Source organism: Pseudomonas sp. Ga0074129, from assembly GCA_001465025.1.
Taxonomy (GTDB): Bacteria; Pseudomonadota; Gammaproteobacteria; order Pseudomonadales; family Pseudomonadaceae; genus Aquipseudomonas.
Map to the genome: position 1 here is coordinate 1 of LNDO01000076.1, position 19,168 is coordinate 19,168.

The window sequence follows — 19,168 nt, forward strand, 5'->3', positions numbered from 1 at the left end:
GGTTCGGCTGGAGCAACCGGAGGATTGACGGCTTTCAACTCCGCCTCGATGGCGGCGATGTCGGTGTCGAGCAGGTCATCCAGCAGGCTGCCCTGGTCGGGGCTCAGTTGCTCGCTACGCTTGGAAAACTTGTGCCGTTTGAACCAGGCGATTTCGTGGGTGAGTTGCTCGATGACTGTTTGATCGCGGTGGATCTTTTTGCCCATCGCATCGACTTGCGTGAGCAACTGCGCGGCCAGTGCGCGCAGCTGGTCAGGTGTCAGTTGGTCGAGATTGGGCGAGGAAGTCATGCCGCTGATTGTGCCAGAGCAGCCGGTCAGCGGAGATAAACCGATGGGCTAATGGCAGGTGCTACAGCACTGTGATCGCGCCGGCTGCGCCGACCCGCTGCTAGGGCAACCCCAGTACCAAAGCCTGAAGTTGCTCGGTGTCGAGTTCGACCTCCGAGCCGTGCCGGATACCTGGCCAGTGAAACTTGCCCTGGTTCAATCGCCGCGCGGCCAGCCAGATACCCACGCCGTCATGCACCAGGACTTTCATGCGGTTGGCGCGGCGATTAACACCGCCACCACGCGGGCCAACGCGGTTTCAGTACCCGCGCGCATGTCCATGGGTTCGGTGGCGAGCCAGATGGTATCGATGCGGATCACTGGGTGAGCCCACGGACAAAGCGGGCGCAGCCTTCAGGGTCGGAGGCTGGCCATTTGACGGTGATCGCTTGCTCGCCAAGCGGTAGCTCGATCATCACCGATGCTTCAGTCGACCGTTTAGGCGCAGCCCTCACTGGAACGAATGCCGGCAACGCAGCTGGCAGTTGATCTCGATAAAGCGGTAGCCACTTGCGAATGACGTTGGCGTTGATGCCGTGGCGGATGGCAACGCTGGAGACGGTCGCGCCGGGTTGCAGGCACTCCTGAACAACCTGGGCCTTGAATGGTTTGGGGTAAGAGCTTCGTTGGCGCATGGGAATCCCGGCGATAAGGGCTATCGCGTCCGCTTAAAAATACGCGGACACCATCGCCCTTAATGCTGGAGTTCGGAAGGTGACTTGGCTGGACGCTTACAAACCAGCGCGACCACGACCTGAATAAGCAGCGCAACGCCCAACGCCAGAAAGACGGGCAGTAACAGACGACTACGTAAAACAGAAATAATCGCAAACACAGCAGGCACTCCCGACAACAGTAATGCCTATAACGGCGGGCAATCTGATTTATGAAGACTAGCTTGGATATTTTCTCGGGCTGTAGCGATTTACTGCATTCAGCGCTGGAGCCAAAAACGAAAAAGGGTCGCCAATTGGCGACCCTTTTTCACATCAGATGCCCATCAAGCAAACGGATGGCGCAGCACGATGGTCTCGTTACGGTCCGGGCCGGTGGAGACGATATCAATCGGCGCACCAACCAATTCCTGCACACGATTGATGTAATCACGTGCAGCCGCCGGCAACTCTTCCAGGGTTTTCGCACCCAGGGTCGACTCGCTCCAGCCTGGCATTTCTTCGTACACAGGCTGCAGACCCAAGTAGCTGTCGGCATCGGTCGGCGCATCAACCAGCACCTGACCGTCAGCATCCTTGTAACCAACGCAGATGCGGATGGTTTCCAAGCCGTCGAGCACATCCAGCTTGGTCAGGCAAAGACCCGAGATGCTGTTGATCTCGATAGCACGACGCAGGATAACCGCATCAAACCAACCGCAACGACGCGCACGCCCCGTTGTGGAGCCAAACTCGTGACCACGCTTGGCGAGGAAAGCGCCAGTTTCATCGAACAACTCAGTCGGGAATGGACCCGAGCCAACGCGAGTTGTATAGGCCTTGGTGATACCGAGAATGTAGTCCAGGTACATCGGACCAAAACCGGAACCGGTGGCGATACCGCCTGCAGTGGTATTGGAACTGGTGACGTAGGGATAAGTACCATGGTCGATGTCCAGCAGCGAACCTTGAGCACCTTCGAACATGATGTCTTTAGATTCGCGACGCATCTCGTGCAGAACCGCTGTCACATCAGCCATCATCGGCTTGAGCAACTCGGCGTATTCCATGCACTCATCCAGCGTCTTCTGAAAGTCGATGGCCGGTTCTTTGTAGTAATTGACCAGCACAAAGTTGTGATAATCCAGCAACTCACCCAACTTGGCTGCAAAGCGCTCACGGTGGAACAGGTCACCGATACGCAGGCCACGGCGCGCTACTTTGTCTTCGTAAGCCGGGCCAATGCCGCGACCAGTGGTGCCGATTTTGGCATCACCACGGGCTTTCTCACGCGCCTGATCCAAGGCCACGTGATAAGGCAGAATCAGCGGGCAAGAGGGGCTGATACGCAAACGCTCGCGCACCGGCACACCCTTCTCTTCCAGCTTGATGATTTCACGCATCAGCGCGTCGGGCGCAACCACTACGCCGTTGCCGATCAGGCACTGCACGTTTTCACGCAGGATGCCGGAGGGGATCAGGTGCAGAACGGTTTTTTCGCCGTCGATCACCAGAGTGTGACCCGCATTGTGGCCACCCTGATAACGCACAACAGCTGCAGCCTGTTCGGTCAGCAGGTCGACGATCTTGCCCTTACCTTCATCGCCCCACTGGGTGCCCAGGACTACGACATTCTTACCCATAACACTAACCCTCTTCGCAAACTTGATGCCGGCCAAAGCCGACGGAAACTTTTCGCCTTGCCACTTAGGCTGTCAGCGTAGCCAACTGCCAGCGGCCATCACGCAACAGCAACTGACGATCACAGCCTGCAGCCTCGGCGTCAGCTGTGCTCTGCCCAGGCAATGCCTGAACCACACGCTGACCGTCCTGACGCAAACGCTGAATCGCTTGCCACAAAAACACATCATGGTTATCCGGAGCCCAGACACCAGCCGGCTCTTCGGCCAACTGCATCTGCCCCAGACTGACCAGGGTCTTCAAATCTGTCGAGAAGCCTGTGGCCGGACGCGCACGACCAAAGTCAGCCCCGATGTCGTCATAACGACCGCCTTGGGCGATGGCATAACCAACACCTGGGACAAAAGCCGCGAACACCACACCGGTGTGGTAGTGATAACCGCGAAGTTCGCCAAGATCGAAATAAAGCGGCAACTCGGGGTAGCGCAAGCTCAAGGCATCCGCGATGGCCATTAGGTCATCCAGTGCAGCATGCACATCGTCCGGCGCATCAACCAGGCAGGCCTGCGCCAGATCCAAGACCTCACGACCGCCACACAGCTCACTGAGCGCACGCAGCATCTTGCGCAGATCATCTGGCAGCGCTTGCGTCAGCTCATCGACTTCATCAATAGCCTTGCGCTGCAAAGCATCAAAGAGCTGCTGCTCGACTTCGCCTGAGAGCTCGGCGGCACGCGCCAGACCGCGGTAGATACCCACATGACCAAGGTCCATGTGCACATCCGGCACCACAGCCAGCTCAAGGGTGCTGACCAGAAGGCTGATCACTTCCACATCACTGGCAGGGCTGGCATCGCCGTACAACTCGGCGCCCAGCTGGATCGGGCTGCGCGAAGTGGTCAGCGCGCGCGGCTGAGCATGCACCACACTACCGGCATAGCACAGACGACTCGGCCCCTCGCGACGCAGGGTATGCGCATCAATGCGCGCCACCTGCGGCGTGATATCGGCGCGAAAGCCCATCTGCCGACCAGACAGCGGATCTGTGACCTTAAAGGTGCGCAGATCAAGATCTTGGCCGGCGCCAGTCAGCAGCGACTCCAGATACTCGATGTGCGGCGTGACCACAAACTCATAGCCCCAACGCTGAAACAGATCCAGCACCTGGCGGCGCGCCACCTCAATACGCCCTGCGTACGGTGGCAGTACTTCTTCGATGCCATCTGGCAGTAGCCAGCGGTCTACCGTTGCCATTTCGCCATTCCCCTCTTGAACCGGGCGGCACAAGCCTTCAGTGAAGCCAATAAAGAACGATTGTACCCAGCAGCATGCGGGTCAATCCCATCAAACGCAGCTGCCTGACAGACAGCTGCATCAGTTGTAAAAGTCCGTCGCGCCGCAGGTGCGAGCAGAGGCAAGGCATGATGCTTTTCAGCACCAACTCAACGCCCTGCTTCTGATAAATGCTTCCTGCAGGCGCAAAAAAGCCGGGATTTTCCCGGCTGATTAATGATACCACGCTGTAGGCCACAAGCCACAAGCTTCAAGCCGCAACAAGCACTGAGTGCTGATTCGCAGCTTAAAGCTCGGGACTCCCCTTAGCGGTTAAGGCTTGGATTTTTCCAGGTAACGGAAGAAATCACTGCTAGGGTCCAGCACTAACACATCGCGTTTGTCAGCGAAACTTTCGCGGTAGGCACGCAGGCTGCGGTAGAAGGAGTAGAACTCCTGATCCATGCCGTAGGCTTTGGCATAAATCGCGGCAGCCTGGGCATCACCCTGGCCCCGGAGCTCTTCAGCCTGACGGTAAGCATCAGCCAACAGCACGCGGCGCTGACGATCAGCATCTGCACGAATACCTTCTGCCAACTCCTTGCCTTTAGCGCGGTGCTCACGAGCCTCACGCTCACGCTCCGAGCCCATACGATCAAACACGCTGCGGTTTACTTCCTTGGGCAGGTCGATGGCCTTGACTCGCACATCAACAACCTCAATGCCCAACTCAGCTTGCGCTGCACGATTGAGAGAAGCCGTCACATCAGCCATCAGTGCATCGCGCTCACCCGACACCGATTCGTGCAAGGTGCGCTTACCGAACTGATCTCGCAAGGACGCTTCGAGTCGACGCGCCAAGCGCTCGTCTGCAATCTGCTTAATCCCGGAGGTTGCCGTGTAGTAACGCTCAGCATCCAGCACACGCCATTTGGCAAATGCGTCAACCATCAGCGCTTTCTTTTCCAAGGTCAGGAAGCGTGAACTGGTGGAGTCCAGCGTCAGCAGACGCGCATCAAACTTGCGAACCTGGTTAACGTAAGGAATCTTCACGTGCAGACCAGGCTGTACATCGGGCTTCACGATTCGACCAAACTGCAACAGCACAGCACGTTCGGTTTGCGAAACGATATAGAAGCTGTTCCAGGCCACTACAGCCAACACCACGCCAACAATAAGGGCGATCAGCGATTTATTGCTCATCAGCGGCTCTCCCTTGTACGCAGGTCAACTTGGCTTGGATCAATGCTCATACCCGAAGTGGAACTTGTTGAGCTTGCAGCACCTGAAATGGGGCTAGCCGTAGAAGACGTCCGGCCATCAATCATTTTATCCAGCGGTAAATAGAGCAAATTGTTTTGCCCTTTATCGCCAGTTACTAGCACCTTGCTGGTGTTGGACATCAACTCCTGCATGGTATCCAGGTACAGACGCTCGCGAGTCACCTCAGGCGCCTTGCGGTACTCAGCGACCAATGCAGTAAAGCGATTAGCCTCACCTTGCGCGCGTGAAATCACTTCATCGCGATAGCCGTTGGCATCTTCGATCAAGCGCTGCGCCTGACCACGAGCCTCGGGAACCACACCATTGGCGTAGGTTTCAGCCTGGTTCTTTTCACGCTGCTCGTCTTCACGGGCACGGATCACGTCATCGAAAGCTTCCTGAACCTCACGCGGTGCAGCAGCACTCTGGATGTTGACCTGAGTAATGCTGATGCCGGTGCGATAGGTGTCCAGGAAACGCTGCAAGCGCTCACGCACTTCGCTGGCCATCAACTCGCGACCCTCAGTCAGCACCTGGTCCATCTCAGTCGAACCGACGACATGCCGCAGTGCGCTGTCAGTCGCATGCTGCAAACTGACTTCTGGCTGATCAACATTGAGGACGAAGTCCTGCAGGTTACTGATCTTGTACTGCACGGTCAGCGGTACTTCGATGATGTTCTCGTCTTCGGTCAACATCTGCCCTTGCTTGCTGTAAGCACGCTCACGGGTGACGTTTTCCTGAAACTTGCGGTCAATTGGCGGGAAGTAGATGTTCAGACCCGGGCCAACCGTCTCGTGGTATTCCCCGAAACGCAGCACGACAGCCTGCTCCTGCTCGTCGACGACATAGATTGCACTGTACAGCCAGACAGCAAGCAAAAGCCCCAGCCCAACAAACAGAAGGCCAAAACCACCACCACTACCTGAGCCAGTCTCGCTGCCTCGTTTTTTGCCGCCACCAAACAACCCATTCAGGCCATCTTGCAGCTTGCGGAAGGCCTCATCGATATCAGGCGGCCCCTTGCGGTCACCGCCTTTACGGCCACCCCAGGGATCCTGATTATTCGAATTGCCACCCGGCTCATTCCAAGCCATAGCGCTCTCCATCTGATAAAGCAAAGACGCACCCACGGCGCGCCCGCCAATGCTACAGAATGCCTGCATCCAGCGGCAAAGTCGCTGGTACAGGCTTTATTGCAAAGTGTGTTGTTCTATAAACGTTTGCGGCTCAAAACCTTCGCGACTAGCCAAGCGATTGAGCTCAACACGCGGCATGCGCACCGCCAGCACACTGCTGCCATCGTCGCTGAAATGCTCATTTTGTACCACGCCCAAGGCGAAGAACTGAGCGCGCATACGACCAAGCTGTTGTGGCAACTGCAATGTACCGACAAACAGGTCATCGCCCAATAACTCGGCAATGGCCTGACGCAGCAACGGCAAGCCTCGCCCGTCACGGGCAGAGAGCCAAACGCGCTGTGGTTTTCCATCGCCGTCGCGCTGTATTTGCGGCTCCACGCCCTCGAGCAAGTCGAGCTTGTTGTACACCTCAAGCATGGGCAGGTCTTGCGCGCCGATTTCGCCGAGCACCGCCAGCACCTGCTCGATTTGCTGATCCCGCTCAGGCTCGTGAGAGTCGATCACATGCAACAGCAAGTCTGAGTTGCTTGACTCCTCAAGCGTCGCACGGAAAGCCTCAACCAGCTTGTGCGGCAAATGACGAATAAACCCCACCGTGTCAGCCAGCACAATTGGACCAAGATCATCCAACTCAAGACGGCGCAAGGTGGGATCAAGTGTGGCGAACAACTGATCAGCCGCATAGACATCGGATGTAGTCAGCGCGTTGAACAAAGTCGATTTGCCAGCGTTGGTGTAACCCACCAGTGACACCGATGGAATATCAGCACGCTGGCGCCCGCGCCGCGCTTGCTCGCGCTGGCTGCGCACCTTCTCGAGCTTTTGCTTGATCTGGCGGATCCGCACACGCAACAGACGGCGGTCTGTTTCTAACTGGGTTTCACCCGGACCACGCAGACCGATACCACCTTTTTGTCGCTCAAGGTGGGTCCAGCCACGCACCAGCCGCGTACTCATATGGTCCAGCTGAGCCAGTTCGACTTGCAGCTTGCCCTCATGGGTACGCGCCCGCTGAGCAAAAATGTCGAGGATCAGACCAATACGGTCCAATACTCGACATTCGAAAACCCGCTCAAGGTTGCGTTCCTGACTGGGCGTCAAGACGTGATTGAAGATAACCAGATCGGCCTCAGTCGCTTTGACCTGATCGCGCAATTCTTCAACTTTGCCGCTACCAATCAGGTACTTGGCCGTAAGACGGTTACTGGGGATGCTGAAGAATGCAACAGCTTCAGCGCCTGCAGAAAGCGCAAGCTCCTGAAACTCCTGCGGATCCTCGCGCACCTCGGGGTTTTGACCATCCAGGTGTACCAGGATGGCCCGCTCTCCACCTTCATGGCGCTCGAAGAACAATACAGCCTCCTAAATCAGGATTCAGTCGTTACCGGATTCGGCTTCAGCCTGCTCGGTCTCGCTGGCGCTCGGCAGACGCACCGGACGGCTTGGCACAACAGTGGAAATAGCGTGTTTGTAGACCATCTGGCTGACAGTGTTTTTCAGCAAAATCACGAACTGGTCGAATGATTCGATCTGGCCTTGCAGCTTGATGCCGTTAACCAGATAGATGGAAACCGGGACGCGTTCCTTACGCAAGGTATTCAGGTAAGGGTCTTGTAGCGAATGCCCTTTTGACATGTGCCGCACTCCTTTAAGGATCAAATTTCAATAATTTATTGTGAACCAACAAACGGCTTAAGGCCCGTTTACCCCCAAGGATAGACGGCCAACGGCAAGGTCTCAGGTCAATATGGAGACCGTTGACAGGTATTTCAAGGCACGCGGCAGATTGTCGCAAGCCAGGCTATCCAACCAGTGCACATCCTGCTGCCAGCCACGTAACCAAGTGAATTGGCGCTTGGCCAGCTGTCGTGTGGCGATCACGCCGCGCGCCTGCATCTGTTCGGCATCCAGCTTGCCATCCAGATAATCCCAGACCTGACGGTAACCGACAGCTCTTATAGACGGCAGCCCCACGTGCAAGTCACTTCGTTGATGCAGGCGTTCGACCTCAGCAACCAGCCCCTGTTCCAACATCTGCTCAAAACGCAGGGCAATTCGCTCATGCAGCACCTGACGCTGCGCTGGTGCAATGGCCAAGTGCGCGACAGTATAGGGGAATTGATTACCGGACGATGTGCCACACGCGCTATTTTCTGCCGCCTGCCGCATGCGGTGCGCGGTCATGCTTTGCCCGCTCAGGTGATAGACCTCAAGCGCGCGAATCAGGCGCTGCGGGTCATTGGGATGAATGCGCGCAGCCGAATCGGGGTCAATCTGGCGCAATTCGGCATGCAGCACATCCCAACCTTCGGCTTGCGCGCGCGCCTCCAGCTGGGCACGCAGCTGGGCGTCCGCACCCGGCATGTCCGCAAGCCCCTCCAGCAACGCTTTGAAATACAGCATGGTGCCACCGACTAGCAGCGGAATCCGTCCGCGCGCGGTGATGTCAGCCATTGCCGCTAGCGCATCAGCACGAAACTCGGCCGCCGAGTAACTTTCTGCAGGGTCGCGTATATCGATCAGCCGATGGGGGAATTCAGCCAGCGTGGCCTTATCCGGCTTGGCCGTACCGATATCCATATCACGGTAAATGAGCGCAGAGTCGACGCTGATCAGCTCGCAAGGCAGCACGTTCGCCAACGCAATGGCCAGGTCCGTTTTGCCGGCCGCTGTTGGCCCCATCAGGAAGATCGCCGGAGGCAGGCGCTCGGACATACTGAAAATCTCTAAAGGATGCTGGCCTTATCGGCCGCGAAGAAACAGCTTATCGAGGTCGTCCATGCCCATTTGCGCCCAGGTCGGACGACCGTGGTTGCATTGACCGCTGCGCTCGGTGTGTTCCATATCGCGCAACAAGGCGTTCATTTCCGGCAGCGTCAACCTTCGATTGGCACGCACCGCGCCATGACAGGCCATGGTGCCAAGCAGCTCATTGAGGTGAGCCTGAATGCGATCCGTGGTGCCGTATTCCAGTAAATCCGCGAGTACGTCATGCACCAACCGCGTGGCTTCGGCCTGCTTCAACAAGGCCGGAATTTGCCGAATGGCGAGTGTTTCCGGGCCAAGGCGCTGCAACTCGAAGCCCAACCGCTGAAACCACTCGGCATGCTCTTCGGCGCAGTCGGCCTCACGCTGGCTAACCGCAATCGACTCCGGCACCAGCAGCGGCTGACCGCGCAGCCCTTCGCTGGCCATGGCCACTTTCAGCCGCTCATAGGTGATCCGCTCATGAGCCGCATGCATGTCTACCACCACCAATCCCTGCACGTTTTCAGCAAGGATGTAGATGCCTTTGAGCTGCGCAATGGCATACCCCAGCGGCGGGATATCACCCTGCGCATCCGGCAGCGCAGCCGCTTGCGGAGCGCCAGCCATCGGCGTGAAGAACTCACGGTACGCACCCTGAGCCTCTGCCGCTGGCAACGGCGCTTCCGGACGGTAGCCCTGGTAACCCGCACCCGGCGAACGCCAGACCGAGGCACTCGGTGCTGGCTCAAGCAAACTGGCCGCCAGACCGATCTCGCCCTGCGGTCCGAACTCACCGGCAGCCTGACCCGTCGGGCGGATCATTTCGCTGATTGCTGCCGGAGCAGCCAGTTGATCTTCCGGGCGCACTTCACCCAACGCGCGGTGCAAGGTGCCATAAAGAAAATCGTGAACCATGCGCCCATCACGAAAGCGCACCTCATGCTTGGTCGGGTGCACGTTGACATCGACCACTGCAGGATCGATTTCCAAAAACAGCACAAAGGTCGGATGGCGGCCGTTAAACAGCACATCGCGATACGCCTGGCGCACCGCGTGGGCGACCAGTTTGTCGCGCACCATGCGCCCGTTCACATAGAAATACTGCAGGTCAGCCTGGCTGCGCGAGAAGGTCGGCAGCCCCACCCAGCCCCACAGGTGCAAGCCGTTGCGCTCGACATCGATCGGCATGGCCTGCTCCAGAAAAGCCGGGCCGCAGACGGATGCCACGCGTCGCGCACGGCTCTGTTCGTCGGGGGCTTCGTGAAGGCCCAGTACGGTCTTGCCGTTGTGGCGCAGGTGAAAGGCCACATCAAAACGCGCCAGCGCCAAGCGCTTAATCACTTCCTGCAGATGATCAAACTCGGTCTTTTCGGTTTTGAGGAATTTACGCCGGGCCGGGGTGTTGAAGAACAGGTCACGCACTTCCACCGAAGTGCCAACCGGGTGCGCAGCAGGCTGCACACGCGGCTGCATATCACGGCCTTCGGTTTCCACCTGCCAGGCCTGCTCGGCATCCACTGTGCGCGAGGTCAGAGTCAGGCGCGCCACCGAGCTGATGGAGGCCAGCGCCTCACCGCGAAAGCCCAGGCTCATCACCTGCTCAAGATCTTCCAGCTCACGAATTTTGCTGGTGGCATGCCGGGCCAACGCCAGGGGCAGGTCATCGGATGAGATACCGCTGCCGTTGTCACGCACTTTGAGCAACTTGACGCCGCCTTGCTCGACATCCACCTCAATTCGGCTGGCTCCAGAATCCAGGCTGTTTTCCAACAGTTCCTTAATCACTGATGCAGGACGCTCGACCACCTCGCCTGCGGCAATTTGGTTAGCCAGGCGCGGGCTGAGCAGCTGAATGCGCGACGTCATGGCTGCGAAGCCAGGGCGGCAGTTGGCACCTGTAACTTTTGACCAACCTTGATCACATCATTTCTGAGGTTATTGGCACTGCGCAGCGCCGACAGGCTGACCTGATAACGCTGGGCAATCAGCGCCAGACTTTCGCCTGAGGCCACCACATGCTCACGCGGCCCAAGGGTGATTTTGCCGTTATCACGCAACCACGCCACATGGGTGCCGGGCGGCGGGTTCTCATGAAAGAACTGGCGCACGCCTGAGACAATCGAGCGCGCCAGTGCCTGCTGGTGGCTTGCCGTGGAGAGCTTACGAGCATCGTTAGGGTTGGAGATAAAACCTGTTTCAATCAGGATCGAGGGAATATCGGGCGACTTCAACACCATAAAGCCGGCCTGTTCAACGCGTCGTTTGTGCAGAGAGGTGACGCGCCCCATGTTGCTGAGCACCTTGTTGCCAACGTTCAAACTGGAAGAAAGTGAAGCCGTCATGGACAAATCCAGCAGCACACCGGCGAGCATTTTGTCCTTATCGTCCAAGCTAACGTTGCCAACGCCGCCAATCAGGTCCGACTGATTTTCCGCATCTGCCAACCAGCGCGCAGTTTCTGACGTCGCGCCTCGATCAGACAGGGCGTAGACCGATGCACCAAATGCCGACTTCCTTAGCGCCGCATCGGCGTGAATGGAGATAAACAGATCAGCGCCTTTTTTGCGGGCTATCTCGGTGCGTTTACGCAGGGGAATAAAATAATCACCGGTTCGTACCAGCTCCGCTCTAAACCCTTTCTCAGCATTAATCTGCCGTTGCAGTTCTCGGGATATAGACAGGGTCACATGCTTTTCGTACTGGCCTTTAACCGGCGACAGCGCTCCCGGATCCTCACCGCCGTGCCCGGCATCAATGGCAATGACTACATCGCGCTTACCATTGGGTATAGGCGTGAGCTTGGCCGGCGCCTGAGTCGGCATCACCGGCACAGGCGGAGCAATAGCTACAGTTGTGCTCGGCAGACTTGGGGCAGCGCCACCCGGCTGATCAAATAGATCGACAACCAAGCGGTGGCCGTATTGCTGATTAGGGGCAAGCGTGAAACTTTTGGGCGTAACGGGCGATGACAGGTCAATCACCACACGCAAATCCTGAGGCGTTCGTTGCGCTGAGCGCACACCGGTGATCGGTGTATTGGCCAAGCTGAGCTGATCAAGCCCGGTAACTAACTTCGCGCCACCGACATCAATAACGATGCGATTAGGGGCTGAAAGCAAAAACACGCTGTGTTGCACCGGGCCTGACAAGTCAAACACCAGACGCGTGTTGTCCGGTGCGCGCCATAGCCGAACGCTGCGCACATCTGAAGCGGCCATAACATCGGCGACCAAGACCACCAGTGCCACTCCAATTGCGATGAACCGCGCGCCTATGCGCATAACCAACCCCATTTTTTATTCAAGCTCCGACGGCCAACGCGGCACACCAGTCAACGCCTCGCGGGCTCTGCGCCGTGAAGCGCAAACAGCGCCCGGCTAATTGCGCGCCAATGGTAATGTCCACGTCTGCCTTTGGCAAAAAGCCTGCACCGCGCTCAGGCCACTCCACCAGACATAAGGCATCGCCGGCGAAGTAATCGCGAATACCCAGAAATTCCAACTCCTCTGGATCGAGCAGGCGGTAAAGGTCAAAGTGAAAGGCGCGCAACGTGCCTATTTCGTAAGGTTCCACCAAGGTGAACGTCGGGCTTTTGACCGCCCCCACATGCCCCAACCCGCGAATAATGCCGCGCGACAAGGTGGTTTTGCCCGCACCCAGATCACCGTGCAGGTAGATCACCCCAACAGCGCCGGTCACCGCCGCGATTCGCGCACCCAGCGCCAGCATGGCCTCTTCATCAGCGGCAAACAGTTCTAACTCAGACACGCAGACTGCTCCTGTAACAATTCACGAATAACTGCACACAGATCACTGGCGGCCAGCCCACGTCCCTGCTGCGCGAGGCGCTCGCCAGCAACGGCATGCAGATAAACCGCCAACTGGGCCGCCGCCAAAGCTGGCAAACCCTGCGCCAGCAGCGCACCGATAAAGCCCGCCAGCACATCACCTAAACCGGCACCCGCCATCGCCGGATGTCCCCGATCGCACAACCACAACTCGCCCTGCGCCGAGGCCACCAAGGTGCCTGCCCCCTTGAGCACACACACCGTTTGATAGCGAGCGGCCAAGGCACGCGCGGCGGCTGGACGATCCGCCTGCACCTGCGCCGTACTCAGACCAAGCAAGCGCGCCGCCTCTCCGGGATGGGGCGTCAGCACGGCTGACCCGGGTAACTGGACCGCCGCTTGGGCCAGGAGGTTCAGCGCATCGGCGTCCCACACCTGCGGGGCATCGCTGCTGGCTGCCGCCGATAACAAACTGCGGCTCCAAGCGCCCTGCCCCAGCCCCGGCCCAACCACCCAAACAGTGGCGTTAGCGCCTAGCGACAGCAGTTGGTTGGCCGAGGCCACGGCTGCCGTCATCACTTCGGGCAGGCGCGCCTGCGCGGCAGGCAGGTGCTCGGCACGCGTGGCCAGGCTAACCAACCCCGCACCAGCGCGCAGTGCACTTTGCGCCGCCAGCAGGCCTGCGCCGGCATACCCGCGATCGCCGCCCACCACCAAAACATGCCCCAACTGCCCTTTGTGCACACTGCGCGAGCGCACTGGCAACTGCGGCAACCGGGCGTGCGTCAGACGCTGCGCAGCACAGGCCTGGGCCGCAACCAGCGCCGAGTCCGCCTGCAAGTCAGTAAACTGCAACTCGCCCACGTAGTCGGCTGCCTGGCCGGTAAACAACCCCAGTTTTAAACCGATCAAAGTAACCGTCAGGTGCGCACGCACGGCAACGCCCAAAGCCTGGCCGGTATCAGCACAAAGCCCGGAAGGAATGTCCACCGCCAACACCGGCAGCGCGCTGCTATTAATCGCCGCAATGGCCTGCGCGTAGGGCGCACGTACCGCGCCAGCCAACCCAGTCCCCAAGAGTGCATCAAGCAGCACACCTTGCAACTCGGCAGACTCACTCCAAACGTTGACTGTTACACCAGCAGCCAGCGCCTGATCGCGGGCTTGCGCAGCATCGCCCTGCAGTTGCGCAGCATCGCCTACGGCCAGCACCTGAACCTGCCAGCCGGCGCGCAGCGCAAGCGCCGCCACCAGATAACCATCACCGGCATTATTGCCGCGCCCGGCCAGCACGGTCAGCGCACCGGCATCAGGCCAGCGTCGCCGCAACGAGCGCCAGATGGCATGTGCGGCGCGGCTCATGAGCTCAAAACCGGGCGTACCGGCGGCTATTAAGCGCGCATCCAACTCGCGCACTTGGGCAGCGCTGTAGAGCGACTGAGGAAGATTGTCTGGCGAATGCAGCATGCGTTAGCTCCGATGTCTGGCAGAATTATACGCTCCTGCGATCCGGTTACCCCCTCTGATATGAACAGCGCCGCCCTTGACCTTGCCACCCTCGCCCAGTCGATCAAAGACTGGGGCCGCGAGCTGGGTTTTCAGCAAGTCGGGATTGCCGATGTGCAATTGGGCGAGCACGAGGCGCACTTGCAGCGCTGGCTGGACGCAGGCTATCAGGGCGAGATGGACTACATGGCCGCCCACGGCAGCAAGCGCTCACACCCGGACGAACTGGTGCCCGGCACCCTGCGTGTGGTGTCCCTGCGCATGGATTATCTGCCGGGCGACACGCACATGGCGCAACGCCTGGCACAGCCGGAAAAGGCCTATATCTCGCGCTACGCCTTGGGCCGCGACTACCACAAGCTGATTCGCAAACGCCTGCAACAATTAGCCGAGCGTATCCAGCAGCAGATTGGCCCGTTCGGCTACCGCGCCTTTGTCGACAGCGCCCCGGTGCTGGAAAAAGCCATAGCCGAGCAGGCTGGGCTGGGCTGGATCGGCAAGAACACCCTGGTGCTCAATCGCAAAGCGGGCAGTTATTTCTTCCTCGGCGAGCTGTTTGTTGACTTGCCGCTGCCGGTCGATAAGCCCCACACCACTGAACACTGCGGTCGCTGCACCGCCTGCATGGACATCTGCCCCACTGCGGCCTTTGTCGGCCCCTACGTGCTGGACGCGCGGCGCTGTATTTCCTACCTGACCATTGAGCTTAAAGGCTCGATCCCCGTTGAGTTGCGCGCGCCCATCGGCAACCGAGTGTTTGGTTGCGACGACTGCCAGATGGTGTGCCCGTGGAACCGCTTTGCCAAAGCCACCGAGCAAGGTGACTTTAAGCCGCGCCACAGCCTGGACAACGCCGAGCTGGCTGAACTGTTTTGCTGGACCGAAGACGAGTTTCTCAGCCGCACCGAAGGCTCGCCACTGCGCCGCGCTGGTTACGAGCGCTGGTTACGCAACCTGGCCGTCGGCTTGGGCAACGCACCTTCCAGCATCCCGGTGCTGGAGGCGCTCAAGGGCAGGCGCGAGCACCCGTCGGCGCTGGTGCGCGAGCATGTGGAATGGGCGCTGGCGCGTCACGGCCTGTGATCCATCACCACCAGGCCTGCAGAAAAAAGCCCGCTGGCGCGGGCTTCTCACGGGTCAAACTTTCAGCAAGTGCTGGCGGTAGTGCTGAAGCTCGGCAATCGACTCACGAATATCATCCAACGCCTGATGCGTGCCCTGCTTCTGGAACGACTCTTTAACTTGCGGCGCCCACATGCCGGCGAGAATCTTCAGTGTCGAGACATCCAGCGAGCGATAGTGGAAGTAGGCCTCCAGGTTTTGCATGTATTTACAAAGAAAGCGCCGATCCTGACCAATGCTGTTACCGCAGATCGGCGACTTGCCCTTCGGCACCCACTGCTCAAGGAAGGCAATGGTCATGGCCTCAGCCTCAGCCGGGCCAATTGTGCTCTCGCGTACTCGCTGCGTCAGGCCGCTCTGGCCATGGGTGCGGGTATTCCACTCATCCATGCCCGCGAGCAACTCATCGCTCTGATGCACGGCAATCACTGGCCCTTGCGCCAGGATATTCAATTGGCTGTCAGTGACGATGGTGGCCATCTCGATGATGACATCGGTTTCAGGCTCCAGACCGGTCATTTCCAGGTCGATCCAGATCAGGTTGTTGGCGTTCTGCATGCGCGGCTCCTCGGCTAAGGCCGACAGTTTAGCCAATAAATTACCCGCGCATGCGCCACAACTGTAGGCTAGAGCGACGCCAGTCGTGCAACTCCACGTGTTGATCGGCCGGCTGGCCCGGCACTGCGAAGGTATTACTGATCAACAGGCTGCCAGCGGGCATTTGCGCGCAGGCCTTGCGCCACAATTCTGGCATCGGCGCAGGAGAGAGAAAGCAATACACCACCGTGAACGCCGATAGGTCGGTGCGCCAAAGATTTTCATAGCGGATTTGGCAATTAGGCTGCCGCAACGCGCGCAGCCAGGCGACAGCAAACGTCAGCGGCGCGGTTTCCACGCCAACAAACTGCCCCTGCGGGAACTGCCGAGCCAATGCCAAGAGCATCCCGGCCGGACCACAGCCCAGATCGACAAAACGCAGCGGCTCAGGCTCTGCACTGAGCAAGGCGACCAATTGCTGGCGCGTGCCAGGCCCAGTCAAGTACAGCGGCACGCGCTCGGTGAAGCTGTTCCAGTTAAGTAACAGCACCAGCAAAAAACCGCCCAGAAACACCCAGGACGGCAGCGGCGTACCGCTGGCCGCCAGCAATGCAGGCACAAACATCAAACAAAGCCCGCACCACCAGCGTGACAGCCCAAGATACCCAGCCAACAGAGCAGCTAACACTCCCTGCGCCAGCCCAACCGCCAGCCAGGTCGGCCGCCAGGGCGACACCTGCGCCGCCAGATACAGCGCCAGACCGACCAACACAGTCGCGCCCACCTGGGCAGACAACGCCAGCAACGCCGGGTATTGCCGGACAACGCGCAGCATGCAGACTCCTGAACTGTCCGACCAATGATGTGCCGCAGTTTAGCTGTGCCAGCAGCTCAATAGGCAGCCCGTGCTAGACTCGCGACCGTTAATTGCGCAATTCAACTCTCGGAAGACCCATGGCCAAACGCCAACTCAACCGCCGGCAAAACTGGCGTATCGAAAAAATTCAGGGCGAACGTGCCGCCCGCGCCGCCAAGCGCGAATCCCAAGCCGTACAAATTCTCGAAGGTGGCGACCTCGGCCCAGAGCAAACCGGCCTGGTGATCGCTCACTTTGGTGTGCAGATTGAAGTCGAAGCACTGGATGGCGAGTTGGCCGGCCAGGTATTCCGTTGCCACCTGCGCGCCAACCTGCCGACCATGGTCACTGGCGACCAAGTGGTATGGCGTGCCGGCAACCAAGGCATCGGCGTAATTGTCGCGCAACTGCCACGCAGCACTGAACTCTGCCGCCCGGACACCCGCGGCCAACTCAAGCCCGTTGCGGCCAACGTTGACCTGATCGTGATCGTCTTCGCGCCACTGCCTGAGCCTCACGCCAACCTGATTGACCGCTACCTGGTGGCGGCTGAACACGCCGGCATCCGCCCGCTGTTGCTGTTGAATAAAGCCGACCTGATTGATGAGCAAAACGGCGTAGCACTCAACGCTATGCTCAGCGTTTACCGCCAGCTGGGTTATCAGCTATTGGAGGTTTCTGCGCATCAGGGTGATGGCATGGAGCAGCTCAAGCAGCAGCTTGACGGCCATATCAGTGTGTTTGTGGGGCAATCCGGCGTGGGTAAATCCTCGCTGGTAAACAGCCTGCTACCCGATGTCGACACCCGCGTTGGGCCGCTTTCGGAGCAGTCCGGCTTAGGCACTCACACCACGACGACCGCACGCCTGTTTCACTTTCCTGGCGGCGGCGAGCTGATTGACTCACCCGGCATTCGCGAATTCGGCTTGGTGCATGTCAGCCGTGATGACGTCGAGGCTGGCTTTATCGAGTTCAACGAGCTGATCGGGCAATGCCGCTTTCGCGACTGCAAACACGACCGCGAGCCGGGTTGCGCCCTTCTTAAGGCCCTGGAAGACGGTCGACTGCACCCGCAGCGCATGGCCAGTTATCGACAAATCCTGGCCAGCCTGCCAGAAGCCGAGTACTGAAAAAACGCCGGGGCGATTTTTAACGTCGCGCCGCGACGACCCGCTGGGTGGCCGCCAGGGATGGCAGACCATCAACAAAAAGGCCGCGATTATTCGCGGCCTTTTGCTGGTAAGCGCCTGTTACTCGGCGGGCTGATCGAACTGCAGCACGCCTTCCTCGAAGATATTCAAGCGCTCGCGTAACTGCCCATCAGGCAACGGTTCGGCGACAGCAGGCTCAGCAGGTAACGTGGCTCGCCCCGAAACGGGCGCAGCTGGAGCGCCTGACTGAGGGCTAGACGCTTCGTCAGCGGGGTCAGTACCCGATCCTTGCTCGTTCTCAATCACGCGCTGTGCTTTCTTGGTGAGCACCACTATATCGATACGCCGATTGACCGGGTTGAGCGGGCTCTCGCGATCAAATAACGCTGATGAGGCATACCCCACCACACGCGCCACCTGCTCCTCGTCATAACCGCCAGCCACCAAAACGCGCCGCGCCGCATTGGCACGGTCTGCTGATAGCTCCCAGTTACCGTAGCCACCACGCCCCATAAAGGGTGCCGCATCGGTATGGCCACTCAGGCTAATTTTGTTCGGTACGGCCGTAATAGTATCGGTCAGCGCCAGCAGAATATCTTCGAAATATGGGCGCAGTTGCGCGCTCCCAGAGGCAAACATGGGGCGGTTCTCAGCATCCATAATCTGAATACGCAAACCGTCCTGAGTGATCTCAAACAGGATCTGATCCTTGAAGTTCTTGAGCTGAGGGTCTTCCTCGACCTTGTTCTGCAACTCCTGCAGCAACAACTCCAGGCGCTCTCGCTCCACTTCTTCGGCAATCGACTCGGCCTGCGCCTGACTAAGCGCTGCTGCTTCAGCCTCGGCTTCCTCTGCGGTTGACTGCTCTTCGCTGGGCTCAGGATTGAGGGTGCGGTCTGGCGAAGGGGTTGGCGTACCGCCCAAGTCAATCACGTAAGGACTGGCACTTTCTGAAAAGCCCACAGGGTCCTGAAAGTAACCGGAGATCAGTTTTTTCTGCTCTGGCGTGGCCGTGGTCATCAGCCACATCACCAGAAAGAACGCCATCATGGCGGTGGCAAAGTCGGCAAAAGCAATTTTCCAAGCGCCGCCATGGTGGCCACCGGCGACCTTCTTGATGCGCTTGACGATAATCGGCTGATTATTCTCCATGCTAGGAA

The 19,168-nt window shown here is 59.0% G+C and carries 20 protein-coding genes; 2 read left to right on the top strand and 18 right to left on the bottom strand.

What is annotated here, in order from left to right; all coding sequences use genetic code 11:
• The 15 genes from AUK77_RS09260 to AUK77_RS09330 all read right to left on the bottom strand — a co-directional run.
• Positions 1-290, bottom strand: a 290-nt coding sequence (locus AUK77_RS09260) for a transposase (RefSeq protein ID WP_296128626.1), incomplete at its 3' end; no start/stop codon positions are given.
• Between the two features lie 100 nt (positions 291-390).
• A complete protein-coding gene (gene tnpB / locus AUK77_RS09265) occupies positions 391-540 on the bottom strand; it encodes an IS66 family insertion sequence element accessory protein TnpB (protein WP_296128627.1) in 150 nt (49 codons plus the stop codon).
• A gap of 106 nt (positions 541-646) precedes the next feature.
• Positions 647-964 (bottom strand): transposase, encoded by a 318-nt coding sequence (locus AUK77_RS09270; RefSeq protein ID WP_071542627.1) that lies wholly within the window; start codon positions 962-964, stop codon positions 647-649.
• Between the two features lie 365 nt (positions 965-1,329).
• Positions 1,330-2,625 carry an adenylosuccinate synthase gene (locus AUK77_RS09275; RefSeq protein WP_296128628.1) on the bottom strand — a complete coding sequence of 432 codons (1,296 nt, stop codon included), beginning with the start codon at positions 2,623-2,625 and terminating at the stop codon, positions 1,330-1,332.
• A 64-nt stretch (positions 2,626-2,689) separates the two neighbouring features.
• Positions 2,690-3,877 carry an ATP phosphoribosyltransferase regulatory subunit gene (locus AUK77_RS09280; protein WP_296128629.1) on the bottom strand — a complete coding sequence of 396 codons (1,188 nt, stop codon included), beginning with the start codon at positions 3,875-3,877 and terminating at the stop codon, positions 2,690-2,692.
• Between the two features lie 37 nt (positions 3,878-3,914).
• Positions 3,915-4,154: a DUF2065 domain-containing protein gene (locus tag AUK77_RS09285; protein ID WP_296128630.1), complete on the bottom strand. Its 240-nt coding sequence runs from the start codon at positions 4,152-4,154 to the stop codon at positions 3,915-3,917.
• Between the two features lie 74 nt (positions 4,155-4,228).
• Complete coding sequence (gene hflC / locus AUK77_RS09290) at positions 4,229-5,098, bottom strand: protease modulator HflC (protein ID WP_296128631.1); 870 nt, start codon at positions 5,096-5,098, stop codon at positions 4,229-4,231.
• The gene (gene hflK / locus AUK77_RS09295) at positions 5,098-6,255 is read right to left on the bottom strand and encodes an FtsH protease activity modulator HflK (protein WP_296128632.1); all 1,158 of its coding nucleotides are present in this window, start codon (positions 6,253-6,255) and stop codon (positions 5,098-5,100) included. Before hflK ends, hflC begins: the two co-directional genes overlap by 1 nt.
• Positions 6,256-6,351: 96 nt before the next feature.
• Positions 6,352-7,653, bottom strand: a complete 1,302-nt coding sequence (gene hflX / locus AUK77_RS09300; protein ID WP_296128633.1) for a ribosome rescue GTPase HflX — start codon at positions 7,651-7,653, stop codon at positions 6,352-6,354.
• A gap of 21 nt (positions 7,654-7,674) precedes the next feature.
• Entirely contained in the window at positions 7,675-7,935 is a 261-nt protein-coding gene (hfq, locus tag AUK77_RS09305) for an RNA chaperone Hfq (protein ID WP_296128634.1), read from the bottom strand.
• Positions 7,936-8,037: 102 nt separating this feature from the next.
• Complete coding sequence (gene miaA, locus AUK77_RS09310; protein ID WP_296128635.1) at positions 8,038-9,015, bottom strand: tRNA (adenosine(37)-N6)-dimethylallyltransferase MiaA; 978 nt, start codon at positions 9,013-9,015, stop codon at positions 8,038-8,040.
• 27 nt (positions 9,016-9,042) lie between these two features.
• A complete protein-coding gene (gene mutL, locus AUK77_RS09315; protein WP_296128637.1) occupies positions 9,043-10,914 on the bottom strand; it encodes a DNA mismatch repair endonuclease MutL in 1,872 nt (623 codons plus the stop codon).
• Positions 10,911-12,329, bottom strand: coding sequence for an N-acetylmuramoyl-L-alanine amidase (locus AUK77_RS09320; protein ID WP_296128639.1), 1,419 nt, complete (start codon positions 12,327-12,329; stop codon positions 10,911-10,913). The genes mutL and AUK77_RS09320 overlap by 4 nt, the downstream gene beginning before the upstream one ends.
• Positions 12,330-12,348: 19 nt before the next feature.
• Complete coding sequence (gene tsaE / locus AUK77_RS09325; protein ID WP_296128641.1) at positions 12,349-12,816, bottom strand: tRNA (adenosine(37)-N6)-threonylcarbamoyltransferase complex ATPase subunit type 1 TsaE; 468 nt, start codon at positions 12,814-12,816, stop codon at positions 12,349-12,351.
• Positions 12,804-14,303 carry an NAD(P)H-hydrate dehydratase gene (locus AUK77_RS09330; RefSeq protein ID WP_296128643.1) on the bottom strand — a complete coding sequence of 500 codons (1,500 nt, stop codon included), beginning with the start codon at positions 14,301-14,303 and terminating at the stop codon, positions 12,804-12,806. Before AUK77_RS09330 ends, tsaE begins: the two co-directional genes overlap by 13 nt.
• Positions 14,304-14,363: 60 nt before the next feature.
• On the opposite strand from AUK77_RS09330, the gene queG reads away from it, so the two are divergent.
• The gene (gene queG / locus AUK77_RS09335; protein WP_296128645.1) at positions 14,364-15,425 is read left to right on the top strand and encodes a tRNA epoxyqueuosine(34) reductase QueG; all 1,062 of its coding nucleotides are present in this window, start codon (positions 14,364-14,366) and stop codon (positions 15,423-15,425) included.
• A 54-nt stretch (positions 15,426-15,479) separates the two neighbouring features.
• Here the strand turns inward: queG and orn are convergent, their stop codons facing one another.
• A complete protein-coding gene (gene orn / locus AUK77_RS09340; protein WP_296128647.1) occupies positions 15,480-16,022 on the bottom strand; it encodes an oligoribonuclease in 543 nt (180 codons plus the stop codon).
• Positions 16,023-16,062: 40 nt separating this feature from the next.
• A complete protein-coding gene (locus AUK77_RS09345) occupies positions 16,063-16,836 on the bottom strand; it encodes a class I SAM-dependent methyltransferase (protein WP_296128648.1) in 774 nt (257 codons plus the stop codon).
• Positions 16,837-16,955: 119 nt separating this feature from the next.
• Here AUK77_RS09345 and rsgA point away from each other — a divergent pair, with 119 nt between their 5' ends.
• Positions 16,956-17,987 carry a small ribosomal subunit biogenesis GTPase RsgA gene (rsgA, locus tag AUK77_RS09350; RefSeq protein WP_296128650.1) on the top strand — a complete coding sequence of 344 codons (1,032 nt, stop codon included), beginning with the start codon at positions 16,956-16,958 and terminating at the stop codon, positions 17,985-17,987.
• A gap of 120 nt (positions 17,988-18,107) precedes the next feature.
• On the opposite strand, the gene motB is transcribed toward rsgA, so the two are convergent.
• Positions 18,108-19,160, bottom strand: coding sequence for a flagellar motor protein MotB (gene motB / locus AUK77_RS09355; protein ID WP_296128652.1), 1,053 nt, complete (start codon positions 19,158-19,160; stop codon positions 18,108-18,110).
• Positions 19,161-19,168: the final 8 nt, after the last annotated feature.